Source organism: Lentibacillus sp. L22 (assembly GCF_040812445.1).
GTDB classification, from domain to species: domain Bacteria; phylum Bacillota; class Bacilli; order Bacillales; family Amphibacillaceae; genus Lentibacillus_C; species Lentibacillus_C daqui.
Genome location: NZ_JBFNXI010000049.1, coordinates 1 through 23,466, shown reverse-complemented (window position 1 = coordinate 23,466; position 23,466 = coordinate 1). Strand labels below are relative to the sequence as shown.

Sequence of the window (23,466 nt, the reverse complement as noted above, 5' to 3'; positions counted from 1 at the left end):
AAGGAGGATAAAAAGGACCGAGAAGTTCTAGGCGGCGTAGCTTTGAGCACCGGAGTGTACATAGAAGGTACATGAGGAGCGGTAAAGCAAGCCGACGAGTTCTTCAAATGAAGGCCGACTAAAAACGGGCTTGCGCTCAGGCGTCGGCATACCCCTTTTGCAGGGGCATGTCATTTTTACCGGACTTTTTGAACTTCCTCTTTAAACCGATTATAGATTTTCCGTACTGCGATGAAGCACCATGTAGCAGGAAGTAAGGAGAACCGCCATGTCCACTAATCCGAATCAACAGAAAAAGCCTGAACCAAACAAGAACTTTTTAGAACGCACGCAACAAAAAGGAAAGCAAGTGTTGAACTGGTTGCAGCGTGTACTGAAACAAGCGACAGAAAAAGCTAAGCCAATGCTTGTCAAATTTCGTGATATTTTGCAGGAATTGTTAATAAGGACAAAGAAATTACTTAGCAAATTATATGTCTTTTTGAAGGAACTGGCAAAAAAGACTTCCTGGAAATTAAGAGAATTTGCGCACTTGCTCATGAAATACCTGAAAAAGTGGTGGCAAGTATGGAAAGAAAAAATAAAATATGCCAAGCAACAAAGAGCGAAAGCAAAACAAGGTGTGGCGGTTCAACCTGACAAGCCTGATACACAAACAAGGAAAACACGTAAAAAACAGGCGGCCGCACCAGCACCGATTCCGGAATCAGATGAAACTGGTAAAGTGCAAACCCGCGAGCAATTTAAACAATTAAAAAAGCAGCAAAAACGGCAACATAAAAAGCCGAGACGACGTATTTTTCCCATTTGGCTGCGAATCATTGTCGTCCTCGGGCTTTCTTTGGTAGCGCTGATGATCGGTTTAATGATCGGATATGGGGGCATAGGTGATGGCCATCCGCTTGATGCGTTGCATAAAAGCACATGGCAGCATATTATAGATATTGTAAAGCAAGAAAAGTGATTAAAAAAGCATGGTTGTGAATACGGGCCATGCTTTTCGTATGAACTATTTTACGCCTGACCTATTTGGACGAATGTGGCTGTTTTGGGAGTTAGTTTTGCTTTTTTCCGCCCGTCACCAGTCGTATGATCAATACAATAATGGCAATAATGAGTAAAATATGGACAAGACCACCGGCAACTTTAAAGATTAATCCGAGTAACCACAGCACGATCAGGATGATAAAGATTGTCCAAAGCATCGTATCACTCTCCTCATCGTTAACATTCCCGATTTTTTTACGATCTATTCGCGATTTGGAGCCAGTATGAAAGGCAAAAACATACTTCTTGGAACGTTGTGGTCAAAACCCGGGTGACAATGATCCCGACGATTTACCATTCTATTTGTTATAATGTAGAAACGAAAGGAAAAAATGTTTGTTCAAAAGATGGATTGTCCTCTTTTTGAACCATTAAAAAGGAGCGAATGTTACATGGACACAAAGGAAATAAAAGAAACTCTCCCCCATCGCTATCCGTTTTTATTGGTGGATAAAATTACGGAGGTAGATGAGGGTAAACGGGTAGCCGGAATCAAAAATGTATCAATCAATGAACCGTTCTTTCAAGGGCATTTTCCCGATTATCCGGTTATGCCTGGCGTCTTGATTATTGAGGCGCTTGCCCAAGTTGGTGCGATTACTATGTTGGGCAAGGAAGAGAATAAGGGGAAAATTGGATTCTTGGCAGGTGTAGATAAATGCCGGTTTAAGCGGCAAGTCAAGCCAGGGGATCAATTGAAATTAGAGGTTGAGATTCTCAGGTTAAAGGGACCAATCGGTAAAGGCAAAGGAATAGCAACAGTCGATGGTGAACTTGCCTGTGAAGCAGAAATTATGTTTGCGATAAAGTGAAACTAAAAAATGTATGATAGCGGACAGTTCCTTCGTTTTTCTTTTCCAGCACAGGAATAGCAAAACGGAATGTACTGTCCGTATTTTTATTTTCAAGGTAACAAACGAATAGGAACAAAGTGCTAATCTTGGTAAATATTATTTAAATAAATGTTACTTTAGTTTGAATATTATTATGAAAATAGTATAATAGTCTCATAATGATAGGAGGGGGGAGGACGGTGAAATCACCTTCACCGATTTATGTCATAACACCAAAAACCAAAGCCATTATTACAAAGGGTTCCAGTTATTATCATTCTTTAATCCTGGAAACAGGGCGAAAAAGAACATCCATATATAAACCACAGTGCATAATTGATCATAGCTGTGAAATTAACGGTTCTACATTAATAGGGAGACGAAATGCAGCAGGGAAAATTTTAAAAACCCGCAGCAAGCTTCCTATACCGGTAGCGCCGCATAAAGATGTGTACATGTTACCAACGGCTTCCATTAAAAACAGTGATTGCGTGTGGATTTCGTATTACCATATATACGATTACGAACAGCGGGACGATAAAACATTTATTGCCTTTCATGACGGATCAGGCCTCTATGTTAATGCTTCAGTAAGTGCAATTGATATGCAATTTAAAAGGACGAGTCATGTTATTGCGCAAATGAACCATCCTTTCTTCCATTGACCAAGATTAGAAAAAGAATAAAGGCAGAAGTGCCCGATTAGCTACTTGTCAGGTGCTGAGCTGGACGTGGTTTATCCTGGTTTAACAGAATAAAGTGCAACTTTTATACTTTCTTTTTTTTGAAAATAATACTTGCTTCAAGTAATTGAATCCATGTATGATGAGAATGGATGAAATATTAGAACACGGGTGGACCTGTCCCAAAAGAGGAGTTACATAGATGCGCAGACTATTTTTATCATTGGTAGTATTGATGTTTGTTGGTTTACTTGGAGCATGCAGTTCAGACGATGATGCAAAGGAAAAGAAAGCAGAATCGGTTACGCCTGTGGAAACTGCCAAGGTTGAGCAGGGTGATTTGGTAACGGAAAAGACGGTTTATGGCCGTACCGCTCCGGACTCGTCCACACCGATTATGGTTGAAACGCCTGGGGAAATAAAGACGCTTAAAGTGGAGAATGGTGATGAAGTCGAAAAAGATGATTTAATCGCTATTCTTTCCGGTGACAACCATATTTATGCACCAAATGACGGCATTGTCACCAGCTTGTCTGCCGATGAAGGATCAGTGGTATCGAATTCTGATCCGTTAGCAGTGATTGCCGATTTGGATTCATTGAAAATTAAAGTTGATGCCACAGCTGATGAAATGGATTTATTCACCAAGGATGACGAACATAAAGCGGTTATCAATGGGAAGGAAGTAAAGGCAACCATTTCGTCCATTGATAAAATGCCAAATGATACAGGATTATACCCAATAGAGGCAACTTTTGATAATGATAAGGAAAAGTTGATACCCGGTGAGGTGGCAAAACTTTACTTGCCTGTCAAAAAAGTAAAAGATGCGCTGATTGTACCAACTGCAGCGATTGTGAAGGAGAATGATCAATCATTTGTATACATCGTAAATCATGATACGGTTAAAAAAACAGAAATAACCGTGAAAGAAACACAATCGGATGAATCAGCGGTTAAAGGTAATGTGAAAAAGGGCGATAAAGTAGTAACAAGCGGTCAGCAAACACTTGCGGATGGCAGTAAGGTTAATGTGGTGAAAGCGGGGAATCCATCGTGAAACTAGTCAACACCTCTGTCAAACGACCGGTTGGGGTAATCATGATCGTATTGGCGATTCTCGCATTGGGTTTCGTATCGATGCGGAATCTCGTGGTGGATTTGTTCCCGAAAATCGATCTCCCCATTGCCGTAGTTGCGACCACATATGAAGATGCTGCGCCACAAGAAGTTGAGAATCTGGTAAGTCGCCCGATTGAGTCATCGGTTAGTTCCATTGAAGGTATTGAAACCGTGCAGACACAATCCCAATCTGGTTCTTCACTGGTGATGATGATGTTTAAAAACGGCACCGATTTGGATCAGGCTTTAATCGATGTCCGGGAAAAAATTGATCAGGTAAAGGGAGCACTGCCAGATGATGCTGGTGATCCAAGTGTCCTCCGCTTTAACCCGGAACAAATGCCAGTCATGTGGGTCGGCCTCACCGGGGAAGATGCAGCAAATCTGACTGATGTTGCTGATGAACAACTGACTCCATATTTTGAACGACAAGGCGGCGTTGCGTCAGTCTCTGTAGAAGGTGGCAAGGAGCGAGAAATCCAGCTCGTTCTGGATCAGGCTAAAATGCAGCAGTATGGGATTACCGCGGATACCCTCGTGCAAGCATTGAATGGCACCAATCAATCCACCTCAGCAGGTTCCGTTGATAAAGGAAATCAGGACTTGCAAATCCGTATAACCGGCGAATTTGACTCACTTGAGGATATTGATCAAACGATTGTTCAGACCGAAAACGGCACGAAAATTCATGTTGGCGATGTTGCTAAAATCAAAGATACATTTAAAGCACAGGGAACAAAAACACTTGTCAATGGCGAGCCATCTGTTGTGTTATCCTTTATGAAGAAAACCGATGCAAACACAGTAGATGTTGCTGATAATATCAGAGACAGCATGGATGAGATCAAAAACCAGCTGCCTGATGGCGTTGATTTAAATGTCCTTATTGATACATCTGACTTTATTAAACTATCGATTAACTCTGTTGTCCAAAATATTTTGCTAGGCGGGATTATTTCCATCCTGGTGTTACTCTTATTCTTAAAAAGCATTCGGGCAACGATTGTTATTGGTATTTCGATTCCGATTGCGATTATTACCACCTTTGCGTTAATGTATTTTACCGGTGAGACGTTGAATGTATTGACACTAGGCGGGTTAGCGCTCGGGCTTGGAATGATGGTCGACAGCTCGATTGTTATTTTGGAACATATTTTTACATATCGGCAGCGTGGCTATAGTTTATTTGAGTCCGCAACAAAAGGGGCTTCCGAAATGGCACCTGCTGTTATTGCTTCAACAACGACTACTGTAGTGGTGTTTTTGCCAATGATTTATGTGAAGGGTATTGCATCCGATTTGTTTACACCACTTGCACTGACTGTATCGTTTTCCTTGATTGCATCACTAATTGCTGCGGTTACGCTAGTGCCGATGCTGTCGTCGAAATTATTATCAAAGGCAATGGAGGACAACGGACGGCGGTATTGGTTTGATCGTGTGCTAAAACGTGTGAACAATGCGTATGTCGGTGTGTTGAAATGGGTGCTCGGGCATCGGAAATCGACCATTTTTGGCACACTCGCAGCAATCATTGCCAGTTTATGTCTGATTCCATTTATTGGAGCAGAATTCATTCCGTCATCAGACGAAGGGCAAATCCAAATTCAGGTGGAGGCGCCAGAGGGTAGTTCACTTGACTATACAGAAGGAATAGTTGATAAGATCAATGACCGGTTAAAAAGCTATGATGATCTGATGGAAACTGATTATGCCGAGATTGGCAATGGTGAATTGGGTCTTGCGGCACAAGGAAACGTAGCAACCTTTAATATGCAGCTTGTCCCAGCATCTGAGCGTGAACAAACAACCACAGCGATTGTGCAAAAGATTAATGGTGACTTGCAGGACATTGCTGGTGCAGATATTAAGGTAAGTGCGATGGATAGTGGTGTCGGTATGGGCAATCCGGTGCAAATTCAACTGAAAGGTCCGGAACATGAAGAACTAAGCAAACTTGGCGATCGGGTGGTCGACGAAATTTCCAATATAAAAGGTGTTTATAATCCGGAATCATCGGCATCGGAAGGAGTTCCACAGCAAACCGTTACCATTGATAAAGAAAAAGCTGCCATGTATGGTTTAACGCAAGAACAAATCTCCGGTCAGATCCAGATGTTGTTTACCGGTCAGATGGCTACCAAATATCGTGAGGAAGGCCATGAGATGGATGTTACACTCATGTATCCGGAAGAAGAAAACAGCACAATTAGTGATCTGGAGAATATGACCATCCAAACACCACAGGGAGAGACAATCCCATTGGAAGAGGTGGCAGCCTTTGAGGAGGTACAAGGGCCGGCAACATTAAATCGGGAAAATCAGCAACCGCAAATCAATGTCACCAGTGATATCGTTGATCGTGATTTGGCAAGTATTGTAAAAGATATTGAAACGCGTCTGGGTGACATGAATTTTCCTGACGGCTATAGTTACGATATTGGCGGTCAGGCTGAGGATATGGCGGATTCCTTTTCGGATTTAGCCATGGCGCTCGTGTTTTCGATTTTTCTTGTTTATGCGGTGATGGCAGTCCAATTTGAGAATTTCCTGTTTCCATTTATTATTATGTTCTCCATACCTGCCACGGTAATCGGAATTGTGATCGGATTGCTGGTAACAGGCCTGTCATTAAGTATCCCGGCATTTATCGGGATTATCATGCTTGCCGGTATTGTCGTCAACAACTCGATCGTGTTTGTTGACTATATCAATATCCTGAGGCGAAAAGGGATTGAACGCTACGATGCCATTATCCAGGCAGGTCCGAGCAGGATGCGGCCAATCCTCATGACCACTTTAACAACGATCTTTGGAATGGTTCCACTTGCCATGGCATTGGGTGAAGGGGCGGAAATACAACAGCCACTTGCCGTAACAATCATTTTCGGCCTGGGTGTTTCCAGTATTTTTACGCTATTACTGATTCCGGTTGTCTATACCCTGTTTGACGACTTGACAGCAAAAATAACAAGAAGGGAAAAATAAACCAAGCGGGACAGAAGGAATATCTTTTGTCCCGCTTGGTTTCAAGGTTCCCCCTTGCGCATCTCCTCTGTTCCTAATGTTCTGTAATTGATTTTTCAGCAAGCTGCATAATTGTCATGTCATCCATTGGTGGGTTATGAAGCCCTGCCCGGACATCGCGGTAATAGAGTTGCAAATTGTTTTTCTTGGATAGGCTGCGCGCGCCAACGATTCTCATTGCCAAATCAACTACTTGTACTGCTTTATTTACAACAGATAATTTAACTGCCCCAAGCTCAGGTCCCATTGTATCCCGTGTTGCTTCATCGCTTTCATCCCATTTCTTGGCAACGGAATAAAGAAAATGTTTAGCTTCCAGGATGCTGAGTTCCATTTCTCCGAGCTTTTGTTTGACATTTGGTAATTCAGAAATGGTTCCTTTAATACTATTAGGCGAATAATTAGTTGCAAATTCCAAGGCAGCTTGTTGTGCGGCTTGTGCGATTCCCAGGTAGCAAGCAGGAATGTGTAAAAGCCAGCCAGCTGGTTTCTTTTTACCAGATGATAGAATTTCCACAAGATCATCTTTTTCAACATGGACATTTTCCAGTACAAGATCATGACTTCCTGTACCACGCATAGCGATGGAATCCCATGTCTCCTCAACCCGTACGCCTTCTCTTTCGCGTTTTATTAGGAAATTTCCTACATCATCAGTGCCATCGATGGAAGCACTGACAACAAAATAACTAAGAATAGGGGCAAGTGTGGTGAATGTCTTTCTACCATTAATAACCCATCCTGTACCGTCTTTTATTGCAAAGGTCTCCGGTTTACCGCCGCGGGTAGGGCTTCCTGTAGCTGGCTCCGATGCGGCGTTGTTAAGTAATGCACCAGTTTTTCTTACATCATGTGCAACGGCTGCAAATTTTTCTTTATCCCAAATTTCATTTTGAGAAAGGTGTTGCATAATCCCCATATGCCAGCCAATGCCAAGTGCGGTTGATCCATCTGCCTTTCCAATAATCTCTTGATGGCGTAGCATTTCATAAAGTGATATGCCTAATCCCCCGTATTCCTTTGATAAGGTTAATCCCGGATAACCAATTTCCTTTAAATCGTGAAAGTTTTCAAAAGGAAATGATACATTTTCATCATGCTTTGATGCACGTTCTGTAAAAGGTTTTACTGTTTTAGATAATAGATTGATTCGTTCCTCCATTGAATCCAGTTCTAATAGATTCATTATTATCCCTCCATTGATGATTGTTATTTATTTTGATAAACATGGTTGGAATTGTGGGAAATATTATCCCATAGTTTAACGAAAATTTCAATAATATCATTGTGCCCCTCTGTCCCGCTATCTTCTAATTAGTTTGATAATAAGTTGGTTGACTACCTCGGAAAACATGAGGCCGATAGCAATGCCGCCTGATAGCAGCATAACTTTGGTGGATAATTGGACGGCTGTATAATAATCATTGACGACAAAGTGGCGCATAGCATCATATGCACTTCCGCCGGGTACAAGCGGGATAATTCCTGATACAATAAAAATGATAATAGGTGTTTTATAAAGTTTAGCGCAAATTTGGCTTAACGCACCAACTAACATTGCGGCTAATACAGTTGCAGGAACGACATTCATTCCTTGTTCAACTAGCCAGTAGTAAAGTATCCACCCTAACATGCCAATTAATCCACATTGGATAAGTGACTGCCTCGGGGCGTTGAATATGATGCCAAACCCAGCAGCGGCAATAAAGCTGGTGATAAGTTGTGTAACGATTATTATAATCATAGGCGTCATACTCCTTTTTGTTTAAAATTTCAACTGCACAGAAATGCAAACACAAGATTAAAGGAGGCTGTTTTTTAAAACTTATATTATTCCAATCACAACAGCTACACCTGCCCCAATCGCAAAGGCAGTTAAAAATGCTTCAACACCTTTGGAGAGACCGGCGATTAAATGACCTGCCATTAAATCGCGAACAGCATTGGTAATATGCAAACCAGGTACCAGGGGCATTACCGCACCGATGATGATTTTATTCAAATCGGACCCCCACCCACAATAAATAGAAATAAACGCCAACAGGCCAATCAGGATAGAAGCAAGAAATTCTGAAATGAAACGCGTGTTAATGAACCGGTCACAACCAATCAAGGCGGCAAATCCCAATCCACCAATAAAAAAAGCTGGCAGGTAGTTGAGCCATGTCCCGCCAAACATAAATGCAAAACTGCCACTGACAAATGCAGCAGAAATAATTTGCATCCAGCCCGGAAATGTTAATTTGGCTCGGTCTACTTCTTTTAATAGTTTTAAAGCGCCGGGCAGATCCACTTCACCAGCAGTAATTTTCCGTGAAATATCATTTACATTCGCGATTTTATGCAAATCCGTCGAGCGGTTGGAAATTCGGATAAAGTTGGTTGATTCGGCTGGACCCGATGAAAAATTGATGCCGGTTGGTGTAGCATAGCTTTGTGCATCTTCAAGCCCGAATGCAGAGGCAATACGATTCATGGTGTCTTCTACTCTGTGTGTTTCGGCACCGCTTTCCAGTGTAATTTTTCCCGCCAGCATACAGACCATGGAAACAGAAATAGGATCATTCATTCCAAAAACACCTCACATACGGAAATACATGCAAATACCTGTCAATAGTATAAGGGGAAGGGGTACAAATGGGAAGTAAAACAGATTGAGGCAAAGTTCCGGTTCCGTGGTGACCAACCCAAATACGTCCTGGGCAAAACTTTCATTGCCACGTATTTAGGTTATATCATGACGTATGGAGGTTTGATTCATTCATCGAGGAGGCGTTCGATGTCAACCTCCATTATGTGATGTCCAATAATATGTATGCATGAAAAAATGATTCATGTTTACAAATCGGTTCATTCCTCGTATAATGTGAGTAATCACTTACAACAGATAAACCATTAAAAATGGGAGGGGATAAAAGATGATCAAGTTGCATCAAATTGAGCATCGTTTTGAAAAGGAGATTGTTTTACGGAACATTGATTTTACGATACCTGAAGGACAATTATTCGGACTGCTTGGGCCTTCTGGGTCAGGAAAGACGACATTGGTGAAGATTATCATTGGACTTTTAGAGCCGACTAGTGGTGCGGTAACCATTGATCAAGAACGGATACCCTCGTTAAACGTCATGCAGGAGATTGGCTATATGGCGCAATCCGACGCATTATATGGGGAATTAACAGCAAGGCAAAATTTAGACTTTTTTGCGGGCATCTACCGGATTCCAAAACGTGAGCGGGAGGAACGGATTAAACAGGTTGCCAAGATGGTGAATTTAACCGACCATCTGGATAAAACACTGGAGTACTATTCGGGTGGGATGAAACGGAGAATGTCATTGGCGGCTGCCTTGTTACATCAGCCGAAGTTGCTTATTTTGGATGAACCAACTGTTGGTATTGACCCGGTTTTGCGGGCTTCTATTTGGGCGGATCTAAAGGAGCTGCAAAAACAGGGAACAACGATTATCGTAACGACCCATGTGATGGATGAAGCGGAAAAATGCGACAGTCTGGCATTGCTAAGGAATGGATACGTCATTGCCCATGGCAGTCCGAATGAATTAATGGAAAAAAGTGAAACTGAATCATTGGAAGCAGCATTTTTATACTATGGCGGCGAAACAACAGCTTCAAAGGGGTGAGAGAATGCGTATCGTGTCAATTATTAAACGGATTATTTTGCAGTTTAAAATGGATAAGCGGAGTCTGGCGTTATTATTTATCGCACCATTATTTGTCCTGACACTATTGTGGGTCGTATTGGATATGAAAGCATACGAACCTGTCATTGCGATTACTGATGCGCCGGATGCTGTCCAGAACATTTTGGAAGAAGAGGACGCCAACATCAAGGTTATGGGTGATCAAGAGGCAAGGGCGGCATTGCAGAATAATACGATCGATGCCCATTTGTCTTGGGGAAAGAAGCAGCCGGAACTAACGATGGAAGGCAGTGATCCGACTGCAAGCAAGGCCGTACAGCAATTATTCAGCCAAGTATCCAGACAGCTAAATCCGCGGGCATTGGATATGGACATCCATTTTTTACACGGATCAAGTGATTTACAACTGTTTGATAATATTGGGCCAGTCCTTATTGGGTTTTTCGTGTTCTTTTTTGTCTTTTTGTTAAGTGGAGTATCATTTTTACGAGAGCGGACACAAGGAACACTGGAACGACTGCTGGCAACCCCATTACGACGCTTTGAAATTGTTGTAGGTTACATGGGCGGATTTGGCGTGTTTATTATCATCCAGTCGATTATTATTGTTCTTTATTCGGTCTATGTACTGCGAATGTATATGGCAGGATCAATCATCTCTGTCTTATGCATTACATTTCTGCTGGCAATTGCAGCACAAAGCCTGGGTACACTATTATCGGCATACGCCAAAAATGAATTCCAGATGATTCAGTTTGTCCCTATTGTCATTGTCCCACAAGTATTTTTTTCCGGAATCTTTCACACTGAACAGGTTGGCTGGATTAACGCCATTGGTAAAATCATGCCGTTAACCTATGGCGGTGATGCATTGAAGGAAATCATGCTCCGGGGACAGGGGCTTCACTCGGTCCTAACAGATATTCTGGTTTTGCTTGGCTTTTCATTGGTATTCATTTTGCTTAATGTAGTAGCATTAAAGAAGCACCGTAAATTATAGGAGACGATATTTCATGGAAGATAACAACCATTCAGCATCCCATTCATTTACAAATATAATCAAGCAAACGGAAAACATGACACCGAAACAAATCAAGATTTTAGAAGCAGCGATTGAACTAATTGCTGAAAAAGGCTATGCTGCCACATCAACCAGCGAAATTGCCAAACGAGCAGGTGTAGCTGAAGGGACGATTTTCCGTCATTATCAGACGAAAAAGGATTTGTTGATGGCCATTGTTCATCCGGTGATCGCGCAATTTATGATCCCGACGTTTGCTGGTAAATTTGTCGATGAAGTATTCCATCATCACCACACGAGCTTGCAAAACTTTTTATATTTACTAATTAAAAACCGGTTTTCGTTTGTGAAAGACAATGTTCCATTAATCAAAATTCTGATACAGGAATTGGCCTTTCATCCGGAACTACAAGACGCACTGAAAAAAACGGCTTTGGAAAAAGTAATCCCGGCAATGCAGAAAACATTTGATTTTTATAAAGAAAAAGGTGAGTTGCGCGACATTCCAAACGACCAAATTATCCGGATGATTGGTCCGGCGATTATTGGCTTTTTGTTTACCAGATTTATTATTCAGCCGGATCGTGCATGGGATGATGAGACGGAGATCAAGCAAACCATTGACTACCTGATGCATGGAATTGGCAAATAGGAAAAACCTAAGTCAAGTTCTTTCTGTTATTTGTTAATATCTTGTATGTGCCGGTATAATCAAAAAAATTGATCTACTAGGAGTTCATTATGGTTTATTTTGGTGATCTGTCTATCGCATTTCTGATTGCACTTGTTAGTACATTACTCATTACATTTCCGGTCAAAAAGTTGGCTATCAAGCTTGGGATTATGGATGTGCCGAACAAACGGAAAATCCATCGACAAATCATGCCGAGGCTTGGCGGCTTGGCAATATTTATTGGTATGTTTCTTGGCATGGTTTATTTGCATCCATTTGGTACCTACTTCAAGGAAATATTATTTGGGGCGATCGTGATTATTATTACCGGTATGCTTGATGATAAATACCAGCTTCGTCCAACCTTTAAGTTGACAGGACAGGTGATTGCGGCATCGTTCCTGATTTCTGCAGGGCTGATTATTGACCAAATTACGATTCCCGTTTTCGGACTGGTTGACTTGGGTTTTCTTAGCGTCCTGGTAACACTGGTATGGATTGTTGGTATCACCAATGCAATTAATTTGATTGACGGACTTGATGGTCTGGCAGCAGGAGTCACTACAATCGCCTTTTTATCGATGTTTATCATGGCGATTATTGATGTGCGCTTGTTGGCAGCTTATTTTTGCATTACGCTGATTGGTGCCAATATTGGTTTTTTGTTCCACAATTTCTACCCGGCCAAAATTTACATGGGAGACACGGGATCCAATTTTCTTGGCTATATGATTGCGGTCGTCTCCATCCTTGGCTTATTTAAAAATATCACCTTGTTCGGTTTTATTATTCCGGTCATCCTGCTGGCGGTTCCTATTCTGGATACTGTGTTTGCGATCGTGCGCAGGTTCCGTAATGGGCAAAGCATCATGCTGCCGGATAACAAGCATATTCATTATCAATTGATTGAAAAAGGATTCAGTCACCGGCAAAGTGTCTGGATCATTTATGGATTCAGTGCGTTATTTGGAGCCATCGCCATATTGTTGTCAAACGCAACCATGACGACAGCAGTCATTATCATCCTTTTCGTACTCGTGCTTTTCCATTTCCTTGCTGAACTCGGTGGCTTGGTGATGAACGGAAAACGCCCTGTCATCGACTTGCTGCGGAAAATGTTTAAAAGAGCGTAAAAACAGGAGCCTCGTCATGAACGGAAAGTGCCCCAACAATACACACCCTAAAATATTCAATCAATAAAGATAAGCCGGATAAGTAACCTGCCCCACCACCTTTTGGAAACTGGGTAATTCCGGGGAAATTAGACCTTTAGATTTGGCAAAGGCAGGGACATCCCGCTTGGCTGTTAGAAGTACTGAGCCACCGATTACCCGGTTCCCACTTATAAACAATGCTCAATTCTCTCCAAAGGTTTTCATGACATTTATACTCAATTCCGCCGTTTTTATCGAAAATCCCCATTTTTTGGTTTGACAATCGCCAACGCGTGCAACCCCCCAGTTTATGAGTCTATCCATCGAATGTTTTAAAGTATAGAGAATATTAATTTGTACAACGGTATAATAAAATCCAGGTCTGTACTGATAAACGGGGTAAAGAATAGAACTTGGAATTGGATACACATCTATTTTATTAATGAGGGGTCAAGAAGGAAGAGGATGTGTGCAACAAGTGGAACGGAATTATATGATTGATTATGTGAAATGTTTTGCGATTTTTTTTGTTGTGACTATACATTCTAACACAGTGAAAGGTGTAGAGCTTGGCACCGTAAATGGTGATGAGGTTAATTTTATCATTAATACAATTGCGCGATTTGCGGTACCATTTTTCTTTGTGGTATCAGGTTATTTATTTGTGCAAAAGCTGAATAAGATTCAGTTGAGTCATCCGGAAGCAGTGTTCAAAAGGCAGACCCAATATGTAAGAAAGTACATTGTCAAATTGGTAAAGCTCTATGTGGCATGGTTCGCTTTTTATTTCTTATTCGAACTTGTCTTAAGGTTTATAGAAACAGAAAAAAATGGTACCGCCTTGAAAAATATGTTTACCGATTACATCGGCAACTTTGACTGGTGGAATGCGATTTATCTGGGATCTAGATGGCCGGAATATCATTTGTGGTTTTTGCCAGCATTAATCTGGGCGATTGTACTATTATATGTATTTATGCAAGTCAGACTCATGCGTGTAGTATTAGTCGTTAGCCTCGGATTTAATCTGTTTGGCCTGTTCGGTCAATCTTATTCTTTTATTTACGATGTATCACTGAATACAAGGGATACCCTCTTTTTTGCGCTATTTTATGTAATGCTCGGGGGAATTGCTGCAAAATATGAGCCGGCTGTTACTGCATTTGCCAAGAAAATCCCAACCAGAATTGCGATTATTTGTCTGGCATCGTTATTCATTATGCAGGTGTTGGAAGGTTTTATCACTCTACAAGTGTTCGATGGTAAAGCCGAAAATTATTTTCTGTCGACCATCCCATTGGTTTTATTTTTGTTCCTACTGGTGCTCCAGCATAGCCAGGTTGGCAAAGGTACGCTATTCGCTAAAATTGGGGCGAATGCAGTAGGAATCTATGTTTCGCACGTATTTATTATGGAATCCATCCGAATCATGATGCAGCGGTTGGATCTTGTGTCAGTTGAGCATACGGTACTATGGAAAATTGTGTTAACTCCCATGGTCTTTATCATTGCCTATCTGTTCTATAACCGGTTACAGTTTGGAAAAAAATTCATCCGGTCTGCGATTGTGGGGAAAAAGTCTTCCTGGATTAGAGTTAAAGGTGGAAAGCCGGAATATCAATAAAAGGTATTGCCTGTTAGGTAATGTGGCACATTAAGAAGGAATTGGTCCTAACGTTGGTTGAAGTGCATGGAAGGGACAAAGCGGTTGGGTTATTTTACCAGACAACGTTGCCCACTATGTAAAACATTTTAATAGGTGTCGTGTATAGTGCATAAAGTGCTTGCTATTAGATGCCACTCACATTTTCCGATATTGGTAGACCTGGTATTTCTTCTTATAAGGATGTTCGATAGGGGGGGCTTCTGCTAAAATTGCCTATCGACCTGTGGGCAACGCAGAAGTCACCACATCCTATGGAAGCCTGGTGTCCAAAGCCACGCGACTCGGGCTTCTCTGTCCTTTTTACCCTTTTTAAACACGTAACTTAAAAGAGATATCTTCACAAAAGGTCACTCCATTCATCTATAACCATCACCTGTCCATCTGCAACTTTATACAGCTGTCAGACATAAAAGATTGTGTGATTCACTCCATAATTTGGTGAACGGAACCGATAGAAAATATAACAAACATGAGGAGTCTTATTCAGCATGGAAGAACGACAGAAATTGAAGAAATCATTAAAACCACACTGGGTCTGGGCAATTGCTCTTGGTTCATCGATTGGCTGGGGGGCTTTTGTACAGCCGACTGTCTGGATGGAGGATGGCGGACCACTTGGTGTGATTATTGGCTTTTTAATTGGCGCCGCATTGATGATGCTCATTGCTGTCAGTTACGGATTTTTAATTAAAAGCTTCCCCGTTTCAGGCGGTGAATTTGCTTATGCTTTTGTAAGTTTGGGACGAACCCATGCGTTTATCTGTGGGTGGTTTCTAACCCTTGGATACATTTGTATTGTTGCCCTTAACGCGTCCGCATTTGCTTTAATGTTCAAATTTGTTTTCCCAAAGGTTATTGAGAATTTGCCGCTATATCAGATTGCTGGCTGGAAGGTATATGGCATGGAGATTATCATTGCCGTTCTGGTTCTGCTGGTTTTTGGCTATTTAAATATTCGTGGGACAGGCCTGACCGGACAAGTACAATTTATCTTTTGCTGTATTATGTTGGCAGGGGTGCTTGCGATTGTTATTTTAGTAGGGGGAAGCCCGAAAACCACTTTTGCCAATGTTGAACCACTGTTCCCGGCACATACCACATCATTTGCAGCTATTATTTCGATTGTTGCGATTGCACCATGGGCTTACATCGGATTTGATAATGTACCACAGGTCGCGGAGGAATTCAACTTTTCCTCTAAAAAAGCATTCGGATTGATTATCATGGCAATTCTGGTTTCCGGAATTTTATATAGTTTAATGGTACTTGCGACAGCGATGGCTGCACCATGGGAACAACTTGTAGCCGGAAATTATCTATGGGGAACCGCAGTCGCAGTTACCGATGTGATCGGGATACTGGGATTAGTTATTCTTGCAGTGGCATTGAGTATGGGTATTTTTACTGGATTAAATGGATTTATCATTTCGTCCAGCCGTCTGCTATTTGCTATGTCACGGGCAAAAATATTACCCGGCATATTCTCGAAAATGCACCCAAAATATAAGACGCCGTATGTAGGTATCATTTTTACTGTGATCATTGCTATGCTTGCACCGTGGTTTGGCCGGCAAGCTTTATTATGGGTCGTTGACATGTCATCGATTGGCGTGTCGATTGCGTATTTCTATACGTGCTATACCGCCAATATGATTTTTAAATGGTCAGCGGGTAGTCAACATAACCCGAAAAAAAATGTAGTTGCCCCGGGAAAGAAATTGATTGCGATTGTCGGAATGCTGGCAAGTTTGACGTTTATTGCGCTATTATTAGTACCCGGTTCACCAGCATTTCTTGGTATGGAATCACTTATTGCCTTAATTATCTGGATTGTCCTTGGCCTTGTATTTTACTTCATGAAACGGCGGGAATTCAATCAAATCCCTAAAGAGAAATTGAACTATTTGATCTTGGGAAGTAAAAAGATTGAGGTAGAAGATGAATGAAAATGATGGACCACCACCTTTTCATTTCTATCTACCCTCATTGAAATAATGCTGTTAACGTTAAAAGTTACCCGGCTATGGGAAGGTTATCCCAGATACATAGAAGCCCCAGTAATTATGCCAAATACTGGGGCTGCATAGATTAAAACTTCATTCAGTGATTTATTTTTTTACGGACTGCTTATCTCCAACTACCCATACCTTAAGGTCGTTACAGCACATTAATAGGTTTATGCTTATTCCCCGTTCAATGGCCACCAATGGAATCCATCCTTGGCAAGTAGTTCATTCGCCGCGTGAGGCCCCATGGAACCAGCTGGATAATTTGGAAAATCTGGTTTTGTTTCTGACCATGATTGCAGGATCGGATCGACAAATGTCCAGGATAAGGCTACTTCCTGCCAGTGAGTAAAGTTGGTCGTGTCCCCAATCATGCAATCATAAAGGAGTTTTTCATAGGCTTCAGGTGTATTGATTCCATTAATCTCATGATTGGTATAGGCAAGTTTAATTGGCTTGGTCTGGTTTCCGGATCCGGCCTTTTTAGCATTCAGATAAAGGGTGATTCCTTCATCCGGTTGAATGTTGATCACCAATAAATTCGGATGTTTTTCCTGTTTATTTTTATAATATAAATTCATTGGAATATCATTGAACTCGACAATAATCTTCGTGGACTTCTCGGTCATGCGTTTACCGGTACGGATATAAAAGGGAACGCCTGCCCACCGGTAATTATCGATCATGATTTTGCCCGCGACAAATGTTTCTGTGTTCGAATCGGAAAGCTCCGGTGCCTCCTCGCGATAACCACTGCTATGTTCATTGTCCTCGCCATTATTACCATATTGCCCGCGGACAAAATAGTTATTTACCTCGCTTATATGCATTTGTCGGATTGCGCGCAATACCTTCACCTTTTCTGAGCGGATTTCCTCAGTGGTTAATTTAATCGGTGGCTCCATTGCCAGCAGGGAGACCATTTGTAACATATGGTTTTGCAGCATATCACGAACAGCGCCTGAGCGGTCGTAATAGTTGGCTCGTTCCTCTACTCCAAGTGATTCACTTGAAGTGATTTGTATGTTGGAAATAAATCGATTGTTCCACAGATGCTCGAAAATACCATTGGCAAAGCGGATCACTTCAATATTTTGCACCATTTCTTTTCCTAAATAGTGGTCGATCCGATAAATTTGTTCCTCGTCAAATGCCGCACGAATTTCATTGTTTAACTTCTTGGCGGATGTCAGGTCATGCCCAAATGGTTTTTCAATAACGAGCCGGGTCCATCCGGTACTCTCGGTTAAATGGTTTGTTTTTAAATGATTGGCGATAACCCCGAAAAACTCCGGCGCCATGGCCAGATAAAAAATGCGGTTCCCCGCTGTTTGATAGGTACCCTCCAGGGTCTGCAACAGTGCCTCCAGTTCCACATAAGAAGATGGCTCCGTCACGTCAAATGGATGGTAATAGAAATGGGATGTAAATGTATCTAAATCCTTATTGGTTGACAAGGTATTCTCAATTGATTTTTTCACGTTTTCACGGAAAATATCATTGGTCCATGGCCGGCGGGCAGTCCCAATAACGGCAAAGTCACCGCTGATTTTGCCATGTTGAACGAGGCGATAGATCGATGGAAACAATTTTCGTTTGGCCAAATCACCTGTTGCCCCGAAAATGACAATGATTGCCTTTGGTTTTTCTTGTATATTCACGCTAACGCCTCACTTTGTTTAGAATTCTGCTTTAACGTTATTCAAAAGGGGGAACTTCTGTTAAAAATCTGTTTTTTTCTCCTTTTGAATTCAATCTTTTGTTGAAGCAAACATATTTTAATAGTACTGGTATTGAAAGGGTAAATCAACTATGGCGGGTTGGGCCTGCATAGGTCAGTTTGGAGGAAACACAAAAACGGGATCTTTGCCGAACATCAAATTGTTATCAATACGAAAAGCTAACGAAAAGAAAACGGCCTTCCGTTAGTTTAATCCTGTTTGTTTAGAATTCGGAACAACGATTTGGATATATTCATGGTCCCATCCCCCCGAACGCTTACTATGCTGCTTTTAAAGTTATCATAACCAAGTAAACTGGGCAAGGAATGAAAGGGGACAATTCGGGCGTATGTCCCCCTGTTACTTTACCACTTTAGCCGGGGATAGATCCCTTAAAATATACCGCTTTTATCAGGTTTTCACTGGAATTTCCGTCTGAATATTGATTCCACTCCTCTGCAAACTGACGAATTCGTTCCATATCATAGTCTGCTTGATGCATTACCCGAATTAAGTCAGCGGAATTGGTAACGATCGGTCCCGGGACAAGTGTTTCATAATCCTGCCAGAATCCTCTTGTCTGCTGATACTCCGCTAAATCGTAAGCAAAGAAAATTATTGGCCGTTCCAATAAGGCAAACTCAAACGGGATGGAGGAATAATCCGTGATCAATATGTCTGTTAGGACAAGCAGTTTGCTGACATCCTTCACATCGGAAACATCGTACACAATGCCGGGGTACTTATTATGAAAATCGTGCTTAATCGCCGGATGCAGCCTAAGAAATAACACATAATCATCACAGAAGGCTTCACAAAACTTGTTCACATCAATCGGAATATGGGAATGGACAATGTCGTAATCACGAAATGTCGGTGCATACAGGACAATTTTCTTCTCACTTGTCACCGGGTATTTCCGTTGCAGTACCAGTTGGACGCTTTTCATTTCAATCGGATGAAAGAAAAAATCAGTTCGGGGGATCCCGGTTCGTAACACGGCAAGTTCAGGGTTACCAAAGCTTTTTTGGAATATGGGCGTCATCTTTTCCGAACCGCACACGATATGGGTGATGCGTTGATAAGCGGTTTGGATTCGTTGTTTGGCATGATCGGAACGTGTTTGGAAAGCCGGATCTTCCAGTCCAAACCGCTTAATCGCTCCAGCTGCATGCCATAATTGGATACACATCACCTGTGGTTTCAAATTCATTTTTGCCAGGATCCCGAGGTAATTATCGACAAAGATGACCCGCGATGTTGCCAAATGATAAATCGATTTTAGCCATTGTACTGGTGCTTTAAAATCTAATACCTGATGTGTAGTGATTTCAGAAAAGGGAATGTCGCATTTTGGCATTTTCACAATAACAAATCGTTCATTTGTTTCCTTTTCCAGAGCTCGAATAGTATAGGCGATATTATCACCGAATGTCGCTACCAGGGTTGTCTTTTGTTGCAGAGGGGACACGCGGCATAACCGAAAAACGCTATGAAAGACAAACAGATATATGGTAATCAGCCATTCTCTAAACATTATTTCTGCCAAAGTCGTTTTTAATTTTGGTTGTGGAGATGCCGACTGTTCGCGGTAAATAAACGACCTCACAGTATTCACTTAAATAGTCAAATTTTCCTTTCCAGTCGTCACCCATCACAAACACATCGATATCATATTTTTGGATATCATCTACCTTCTGTTCCCATGTGTTTTCCGGAATGACTTTGTCTACATAGCGAATCGCTTCAAGAATAACTTTACGCTGTTCAAAACTGTAATATGCCGTTTTATGCTTCATTTCGTTAAAAGCATCTGAAGAAATCGCAACGATCAAGTAGTCCCCATATTCCTTTGCCCGGCGTAACAGGTTGATATGGCCGGTATGAAGCAAGTCGAATGTTCCATATGTGATAACCTTTTTCATGCAATGACCTCCGATATATTGTTTTCCTTAGTATTATACAAATGCGAGGGAAATAATGATAAAAAAATTAACTGCCCCTTACAAATGAAGCTATACTGTAAAACATACGATTTTTGTAACCAAACACCCGACAAAATGATACTGTTTCATTTCATTTAAATCATTGTTATACTTAAAGCAAGGAAACAAAGAAAAAATTAATTTGAACAAAGAAATGGGTATCCTTTATAAAAGGAGGTCATACTATGGTAATGAAGGGTGATGAAATTTTCAATGGTCCAAGAATGGAGCGTTCTTCTATGACTGATAAAAAACGGGTGGAAACGAAGCGGATTAGTGTTTCCGAAAAAAGGCAGATTACAATACCTAAAAGCTTTTACGAGAAATTGGGAATTGATCAAGAAGTAATTTGTGAATTAAGAGGAAATGAAATTGTATTACGAGCAGTACCTAAAGCAGATGACTTCTCAGAGGAAATTCTTAAAGACCTTGTAGGACGGGGATTTGAAGGTCAGGACCTAATAAAGGAATTTCAAAAACGAAAATCCCAAATTCGACCAGCTGTAGAAAAAATGATTGCTGAATCGAAATTAGCTGCTCAAAAAATAGATGGGAATGGCGATGAACAAACAAAAAAACTCTTCGGGGATATATGGGAGTGATTATTGTTGTTGCCCGTTACCTACTTGAATCCGGCGGAGAGATACTTTAAAAAACTGAAGGAAAAGCCATTAAAAAAACGGTTTTTAGAAAAAATTCAAGAAATCCGGTTAGATCCTTATATTGGTGAATTGAAAACGGGGGATTTAGCCGGTATTTATTGTTGTGATATTAAATATAAAGGGATTAATTATGAATTGGCTTATCGCTTGGAGGAAAACCAAGATGGAGAATTAGTTGTAGTTATCATGGCTGGTACAAGGGAAACCTTTTACCAAGAACTAAAGAGGTACATAAAGTGAAACTTCATTCAGCGGGGATTTCCTTTTCCTCCACTGAATGAAGTTTCATCTTATAGTCTTTAATTTTGATCCACTGCTTGATACTGTTCTTCTTCTTTATATAATGCGTTTATTAACGTTCGGCTGGCATTTCCTTTATTATATTGATTCCACTGGTTGGCGAATTCCTTAACGAGCTGGATATCAAAGATGCCATGTTCAATAACGTCGACAATATCATCCGTATTGTTCACAACTGGTCCGGGGACAAGAGTTTCGTACACTTCCGAGAATCCCCTTTGTTGTTCGTAGTCAGCTAAATCATATGCGAAGAAAATCATAGGTCGCTCCAGTAAAGCAAATTCAAACGGGATTGACGAATAATCCGTGATTAGGATATCGGTTACTAATAATAGATGATTGACATCCGTGATATCGGATACGTCATAAACAAACGAGTCATATTGATTGTGGAATTCCTGTTTAACCGCCGGATGCAGGCGCAGGAACAGCACATAGTCCTGATGAAGGTGATGATACATTTTTTCAATATCAAGGGCAATATTCACTTGATTCAATTCATGATCACGATAGGTTGGGGCATACAGGATAACTTTTTTTTGCCCAATGACCGGATACGTATGACGCAGTGTTTGTTGAATGCGTTGTTGTGTCTTAGTATCATAAAATAAATCACTCCGTGGAATGCCGCTTCGTAATATTCTTTCGTTGCTGAGTCCAAAGCTTTCCCGGAAGATGGCGGCCATTTTCTCAGATCCGACAACAACATGGGTAAAGCGCTGATAAACTTTTTGAAATCGTTCATAAGCACGTTGTGTACGGTGGACAATCGATGGATCCTTTAGTCCAAATTGTTTAATTGCTCCAGTCGCATGCCATAATTGTATACATAAGACATTCGCTTTAAAATCAGTCACCGCCAAAAAGCCAAAGTAATTATCAACAAATATTTTATCGGCAGTCGCGATATGATAGATGGATTGAATCCATTGCAACAGATTAATAGGTTGAAAATGTAGTATGGTGGCAGTAGTATCTTCAAAATCTACTTTGCATTGGGAGGTTTTTAGAATAACAACGGGGTCATCCGTTTGTTTTCGTAGCTCTTGCAACGTATACAGAATATTATCCCCAAAAGAAGCAATGAATACGGTCTTTTTCCTTTGGGGAAACCATTGAAACAGGCGAAAGAGCAAGCGGAAAACAAACAAATATACTGAAATTGCCAGTTCTCTAGCCATTGGTGGATAACTTTAAATCTTTTTTGATCTTGGTCGTTGATATTCCAACTGTTCTGGGTAAATAAACGACTTCGCAATATTCCTTTAAAAAGTCGAATTTCCCTTCCCAATCATCTCCCATGACAAACGTATCAATGTTGTGTTTTTGAACATCTTCTACTTTCTGTTCCCAATTATTTTCCGGGATTACTTCATCAACATAGCGGATTGCCTCAAGGATTGCTTTGCGTTGTTCAAATGAATAATATGCCTTTTTACCTTTGATTGCATTAAATTCATCCGAGGAAATTGCGACAATCAAGTAGTCGCCATATTCCTTGGCACGGCGCAATATATTGATATGACCGGTGTGGAGCAAGTCAAATGTTCCGTATGTGATTACTTTTTTCATTGTTCATACCTCCGTGAAGAACACAATTTTATCTAACATAACATATTCTTATTACAACGGCTTAACAAGATGGTTTCAATTAATTGAAAACTTGATTCTAGTATACTATGGAAAAGAGAGAATAGAAATAGTTTATGTAAATTTATGTTGAAAAATGCTGAGATTTTATTTCCAAAATATACTATTGTTAGTATACTAGTAATTGAACTTAGAGAAAAACTTGGAGAACAACTGGCATTATCTAGGTTCTTTGTATAAAGGTTAATGGTACTGTCAATAAGTTTGTGTAAATTAATAGAGTATCCTCGGAATTGGGATTTGTTTTCTGA

General features: G+C 41.0%; 22 protein-coding genes. 13 read left to right on the top strand and 9 right to left on the bottom strand.

The window, feature by feature from the left end:
- Window positions 1-268: 268 nt before the first annotated feature.
- Window positions 269-964, top strand: a complete 696-nt coding sequence (locus ABRT01_RS15670) for a DNA-directed RNA polymerase subunit beta (protein ID WP_269410454.1) — start codon at window positions 269-271, stop codon at window positions 962-964.
- Between the two features lie 91 nt (window positions 965-1,055).
- On the opposite strand, the gene ABRT01_RS15665 is transcribed toward ABRT01_RS15670, so the two are convergent.
- Window positions 1,056-1,205 (bottom strand): lmo0937 family membrane protein, encoded by a 150-nt coding sequence (locus ABRT01_RS15665; RefSeq protein WP_269410453.1) that lies wholly within the window; start codon window positions 1,203-1,205, stop codon window positions 1,056-1,058.
- A 234-nt stretch (window positions 1,206-1,439) separates the two neighbouring features.
- Between ABRT01_RS15665 and fabZ the strand changes: the two genes are divergently transcribed.
- The 4 genes from fabZ to ABRT01_RS15645 all read left to right on the top strand — a co-directional run bounded on the left by fabZ (window position 1,440) and on the right by ABRT01_RS15645 (window position 6,673).
- Window positions 1,440-1,859 carry a 3-hydroxyacyl-ACP dehydratase FabZ gene (gene fabZ / locus ABRT01_RS15660; protein ID WP_269410452.1) on the top strand — a complete coding sequence of 140 codons (420 nt, stop codon included), beginning with the start codon at window positions 1,440-1,442 and terminating at the stop codon, window positions 1,857-1,859.
- 221 nt (window positions 1,860-2,080) lie between these two features.
- The gene (locus ABRT01_RS15655; RefSeq protein WP_269410451.1) at window positions 2,081-2,545 is read left to right on the top strand and encodes a competence protein ComK; all 465 of its coding nucleotides are present in this window, start codon (window positions 2,081-2,083) and stop codon (window positions 2,543-2,545) included.
- 220 nt (window positions 2,546-2,765) lie between these two features.
- A complete protein-coding gene (locus tag ABRT01_RS15650) occupies window positions 2,766-3,623 on the top strand; it encodes an efflux RND transporter periplasmic adaptor subunit (RefSeq protein WP_269410450.1) in 858 nt (285 codons plus the stop codon).
- Window positions 3,620-6,673 carry an efflux RND transporter permease subunit gene (locus ABRT01_RS15645; RefSeq protein ID WP_269410449.1) on the top strand — a complete coding sequence of 1,018 codons (3,054 nt, stop codon included), beginning with the start codon at window positions 3,620-3,622 and terminating at the stop codon, window positions 6,671-6,673. The genes ABRT01_RS15650 and ABRT01_RS15645 overlap by 4 nt, the downstream gene beginning before the upstream one ends.
- A 73-nt stretch (window positions 6,674-6,746) precedes the next feature.
- On the opposite strand, the gene ABRT01_RS15640 is transcribed toward ABRT01_RS15645, so the two are convergent.
- The 3 genes from ABRT01_RS15640 to ABRT01_RS15630 form a co-directional block, all read right to left on the bottom strand.
- Window positions 6,747-7,898 carry an acyl-CoA dehydrogenase family protein gene (locus tag ABRT01_RS15640; RefSeq protein WP_367748412.1) on the bottom strand — a complete coding sequence of 384 codons (1,152 nt, stop codon included), beginning with the start codon at window positions 7,896-7,898 and terminating at the stop codon, window positions 6,747-6,749.
- Between the two features lie 117 nt (window positions 7,899-8,015).
- Complete coding sequence (locus tag ABRT01_RS15635) at window positions 8,016-8,456, bottom strand: threonine/serine exporter family protein (protein ID WP_439649417.1); 441 nt, start codon at window positions 8,454-8,456, stop codon at window positions 8,016-8,018.
- A gap of 81 nt (window positions 8,457-8,537) precedes the next feature.
- Window positions 8,538-9,281: a threonine/serine exporter family protein gene (locus tag ABRT01_RS15630; protein ID WP_269410446.1), complete on the bottom strand. Its 744-nt coding sequence runs from the start codon at window positions 9,279-9,281 to the stop codon at window positions 8,538-8,540.
- 349 nt (window positions 9,282-9,630) lie between these two features.
- Between ABRT01_RS15630 and ABRT01_RS15625 the strand changes: the two genes are divergently transcribed.
- The 6 genes from ABRT01_RS15625 to ABRT01_RS15600 all read left to right on the top strand — a co-directional run bounded on the left by ABRT01_RS15625 (window position 9,631) and on the right by ABRT01_RS15600 (window position 16,837).
- Window positions 9,631-10,356 (top strand): ABC transporter ATP-binding protein, encoded by a 726-nt coding sequence (locus tag ABRT01_RS15625; protein WP_269410445.1) that lies wholly within the window; start codon window positions 9,631-9,633, stop codon window positions 10,354-10,356.
- A gap of 4 nt (window positions 10,357-10,360) precedes the next feature.
- Window positions 10,361-11,377 (top strand): ABC transporter permease, encoded by a 1,017-nt coding sequence (locus ABRT01_RS15620; protein ID WP_269410444.1) that lies wholly within the window; start codon window positions 10,361-10,363, stop codon window positions 11,375-11,377.
- 13 nt (window positions 11,378-11,390) lie between these two features.
- Window positions 11,391-12,050 (top strand): TetR/AcrR family transcriptional regulator, encoded by a 660-nt coding sequence (locus tag ABRT01_RS15615; protein ID WP_269410443.1) that lies wholly within the window; start codon window positions 11,391-11,393, stop codon window positions 12,048-12,050.
- A gap of 89 nt (window positions 12,051-12,139) precedes the next feature.
- Window positions 12,140-13,204, top strand: a complete 1,065-nt coding sequence (locus ABRT01_RS15610; RefSeq protein ID WP_269410442.1) for a glycosyltransferase family 4 protein — start codon at window positions 12,140-12,142, stop codon at window positions 13,202-13,204.
- Between the two features lie 490 nt (window positions 13,205-13,694).
- On the top strand, window positions 13,695-14,849 hold the full coding sequence (locus ABRT01_RS15605; RefSeq protein WP_269410441.1) for an acyltransferase: 1,155 nt from the start codon (window positions 13,695-13,697) through the stop codon (window positions 14,847-14,849).
- A gap of 530 nt (window positions 14,850-15,379) precedes the next feature.
- Window positions 15,380-16,837, top strand: coding sequence for an APC family permease (locus ABRT01_RS15600; protein ID WP_269410440.1), 1,458 nt, complete (start codon window positions 15,380-15,382; stop codon window positions 16,835-16,837).
- A 236-nt stretch (window positions 16,838-17,073) separates the two neighbouring features.
- On the opposite strand, the gene zwf is transcribed toward ABRT01_RS15600, so the two are convergent.
- The 3 genes from zwf to tagD (ABRT01_RS15585) form a co-directional block, all read right to left on the bottom strand.
- Window positions 17,074-18,558, bottom strand: a complete 1,485-nt coding sequence (zwf, locus tag ABRT01_RS15595; protein ID WP_269410439.1) for a glucose-6-phosphate dehydrogenase — start codon at window positions 18,556-18,558, stop codon at window positions 17,074-17,076.
- Window positions 18,559-18,991: 433 nt separating this feature from the next.
- Window positions 18,992-20,155 carry a CDP-glycerol glycerophosphotransferase family protein gene (locus tag ABRT01_RS15590; RefSeq protein ID WP_367748404.1) on the bottom strand — a complete coding sequence of 388 codons (1,164 nt, stop codon included), beginning with the start codon at window positions 20,153-20,155 and terminating at the stop codon, window positions 18,992-18,994.
- Window positions 20,148-20,543 carry a glycerol-3-phosphate cytidylyltransferase gene (gene tagD / locus ABRT01_RS15585; RefSeq protein WP_269410437.1) on the bottom strand — a complete coding sequence of 132 codons (396 nt, stop codon included), beginning with the start codon at window positions 20,541-20,543 and terminating at the stop codon, window positions 20,148-20,150. Before tagD (ABRT01_RS15585) ends, ABRT01_RS15590 begins: the two co-directional genes overlap by 8 nt.
- A 245-nt stretch (window positions 20,544-20,788) precedes the next feature.
- On the opposite strand from tagD (ABRT01_RS15585), the gene ABRT01_RS15580 reads away from it, so the two are divergent.
- Together ABRT01_RS15580 and ABRT01_RS15575 are read left to right on the top strand one after the other, a co-directional pair.
- Window positions 20,789-21,205 (top strand): AbrB/MazE/SpoVT family DNA-binding domain-containing protein, encoded by a 417-nt coding sequence (locus ABRT01_RS15580; RefSeq protein ID WP_367748401.1) that lies wholly within the window; start codon window positions 20,789-20,791, stop codon window positions 21,203-21,205.
- Window positions 21,206-21,211: 6 nt separating this feature from the next.
- Entirely contained in the window at window positions 21,212-21,505 is a 294-nt protein-coding gene (locus ABRT01_RS15575; RefSeq protein WP_367748398.1) for a type II toxin-antitoxin system RelE/ParE family toxin, read from the top strand.
- Between the two features lie 59 nt (window positions 21,506-21,564).
- Here ABRT01_RS15575 and ABRT01_RS15570 read toward each other — a convergent pair whose 3' ends face one another.
- Together ABRT01_RS15570 and tagD (ABRT01_RS15565) are read right to left on the bottom strand one after the other, a co-directional pair.
- Window positions 21,565-22,746, bottom strand: a complete 1,182-nt coding sequence (locus ABRT01_RS15570; protein ID WP_367748395.1) for a CDP-glycerol glycerophosphotransferase family protein — start codon at window positions 22,744-22,746, stop codon at window positions 21,565-21,567.
- Window positions 22,739-23,137 carry a glycerol-3-phosphate cytidylyltransferase gene (gene tagD / locus ABRT01_RS15565; protein WP_269410435.1) on the bottom strand — a complete coding sequence of 133 codons (399 nt, stop codon included), beginning with the start codon at window positions 23,135-23,137 and terminating at the stop codon, window positions 22,739-22,741. The genes ABRT01_RS15570 and tagD (ABRT01_RS15565) overlap by 8 nt, the downstream gene beginning before the upstream one ends.
- Window positions 23,138-23,466: the final 329 nt, after the last annotated feature.

What these genes read in the sequence shown, in the direction of transcription:
- ABRT01_RS15670 (WP_269410454.1), top strand. Translation starts at nt 269, where the DNA reads ATGTCCACTAATCCGAATCAACAGAAAAAGCCTGAACCAAACAAGAAC.
- ABRT01_RS15665 (WP_269410453.1), bottom strand. Translation starts at nt 1,205, where the DNA reads ATGCTTTGGACAATCTTTATCATCCTGATCGTGCTGTGGTTACTCGGA.
- fabZ (WP_269410452.1), top strand. Translation starts at nt 1,440, where the DNA reads ATGGACACAAAGGAAATAAAAGAAACTCTCCCCCATCGCTATCCGTTT.
- ABRT01_RS15650 (WP_269410450.1), top strand. Translation starts at nt 2,766, where the DNA reads ATGCGCAGACTATTTTTATCATTGGTAGTATTGATGTTTGTTGGTTTA.
- ABRT01_RS15640 (WP_367748412.1), bottom strand. Translation starts at nt 7,898, where the DNA reads ATGAATCTATTAGAACTGGATTCAATGGAGGAACGAATCAATCTATTA.
- ABRT01_RS15635 (WP_439649417.1), bottom strand. Translation starts at nt 8,456, where the DNA reads ATGATTATAATAATCGTTACACAACTTATCACCAGCTTTATTGCCGCT.
- ABRT01_RS15630 (WP_269410446.1), bottom strand. Translation starts at nt 9,281, where the DNA reads ATGAATGATCCTATTTCTGTTTCCATGGTCTGTATGCTGGCGGGAAAA.
- ABRT01_RS15625 (WP_269410445.1), top strand. Translation starts at nt 9,631, where the DNA reads ATGATCAAGTTGCATCAAATTGAGCATCGTTTTGAAAAGGAGATTGTT.
- ABRT01_RS15620 (WP_269410444.1), top strand. Translation starts at nt 10,361, where the DNA reads ATGCGTATCGTGTCAATTATTAAACGGATTATTTTGCAGTTTAAAATG.
- ABRT01_RS15615 (WP_269410443.1), top strand. Translation starts at nt 11,391, where the DNA reads ATGGAAGATAACAACCATTCAGCATCCCATTCATTTACAAATATAATC.
- ABRT01_RS15610 (WP_269410442.1), top strand. Translation starts at nt 12,140, where the DNA reads ATGGTTTATTTTGGTGATCTGTCTATCGCATTTCTGATTGCACTTGTT.
- ABRT01_RS15600 (WP_269410440.1), top strand. Translation starts at nt 15,380, where the DNA reads ATGGAAGAACGACAGAAATTGAAGAAATCATTAAAACCACACTGGGTC.
- ABRT01_RS15590 (WP_367748404.1), bottom strand. Translation starts at nt 20,155, where the DNA reads ATGTTTAGAGAATGGCTGATTACCATATATCTGTTTGTCTTTCATAGC.
- tagD (WP_269410437.1), bottom strand. Translation starts at nt 20,543, where the DNA reads ATGAAAAAGGTTATCACATATGGAACATTCGACTTGCTTCATACCGGC.
- ABRT01_RS15580 (WP_367748401.1), top strand. Translation starts at nt 20,789, where the DNA reads ATGGTAATGAAGGGTGATGAAATTTTCAATGGTCCAAGAATGGAGCGT.
- ABRT01_RS15570 (WP_367748395.1), bottom strand. Translation starts at nt 22,746, where the DNA reads ATGGCTAGAGAACTGGCAATTTCAGTATATTTGTTTGTTTTCCGCTTG.
- tagD (WP_269410435.1), bottom strand. Translation starts at nt 23,137, where the DNA reads ATGAAAAAAGTAATCACATACGGAACATTTGACTTGCTCCACACCGGT.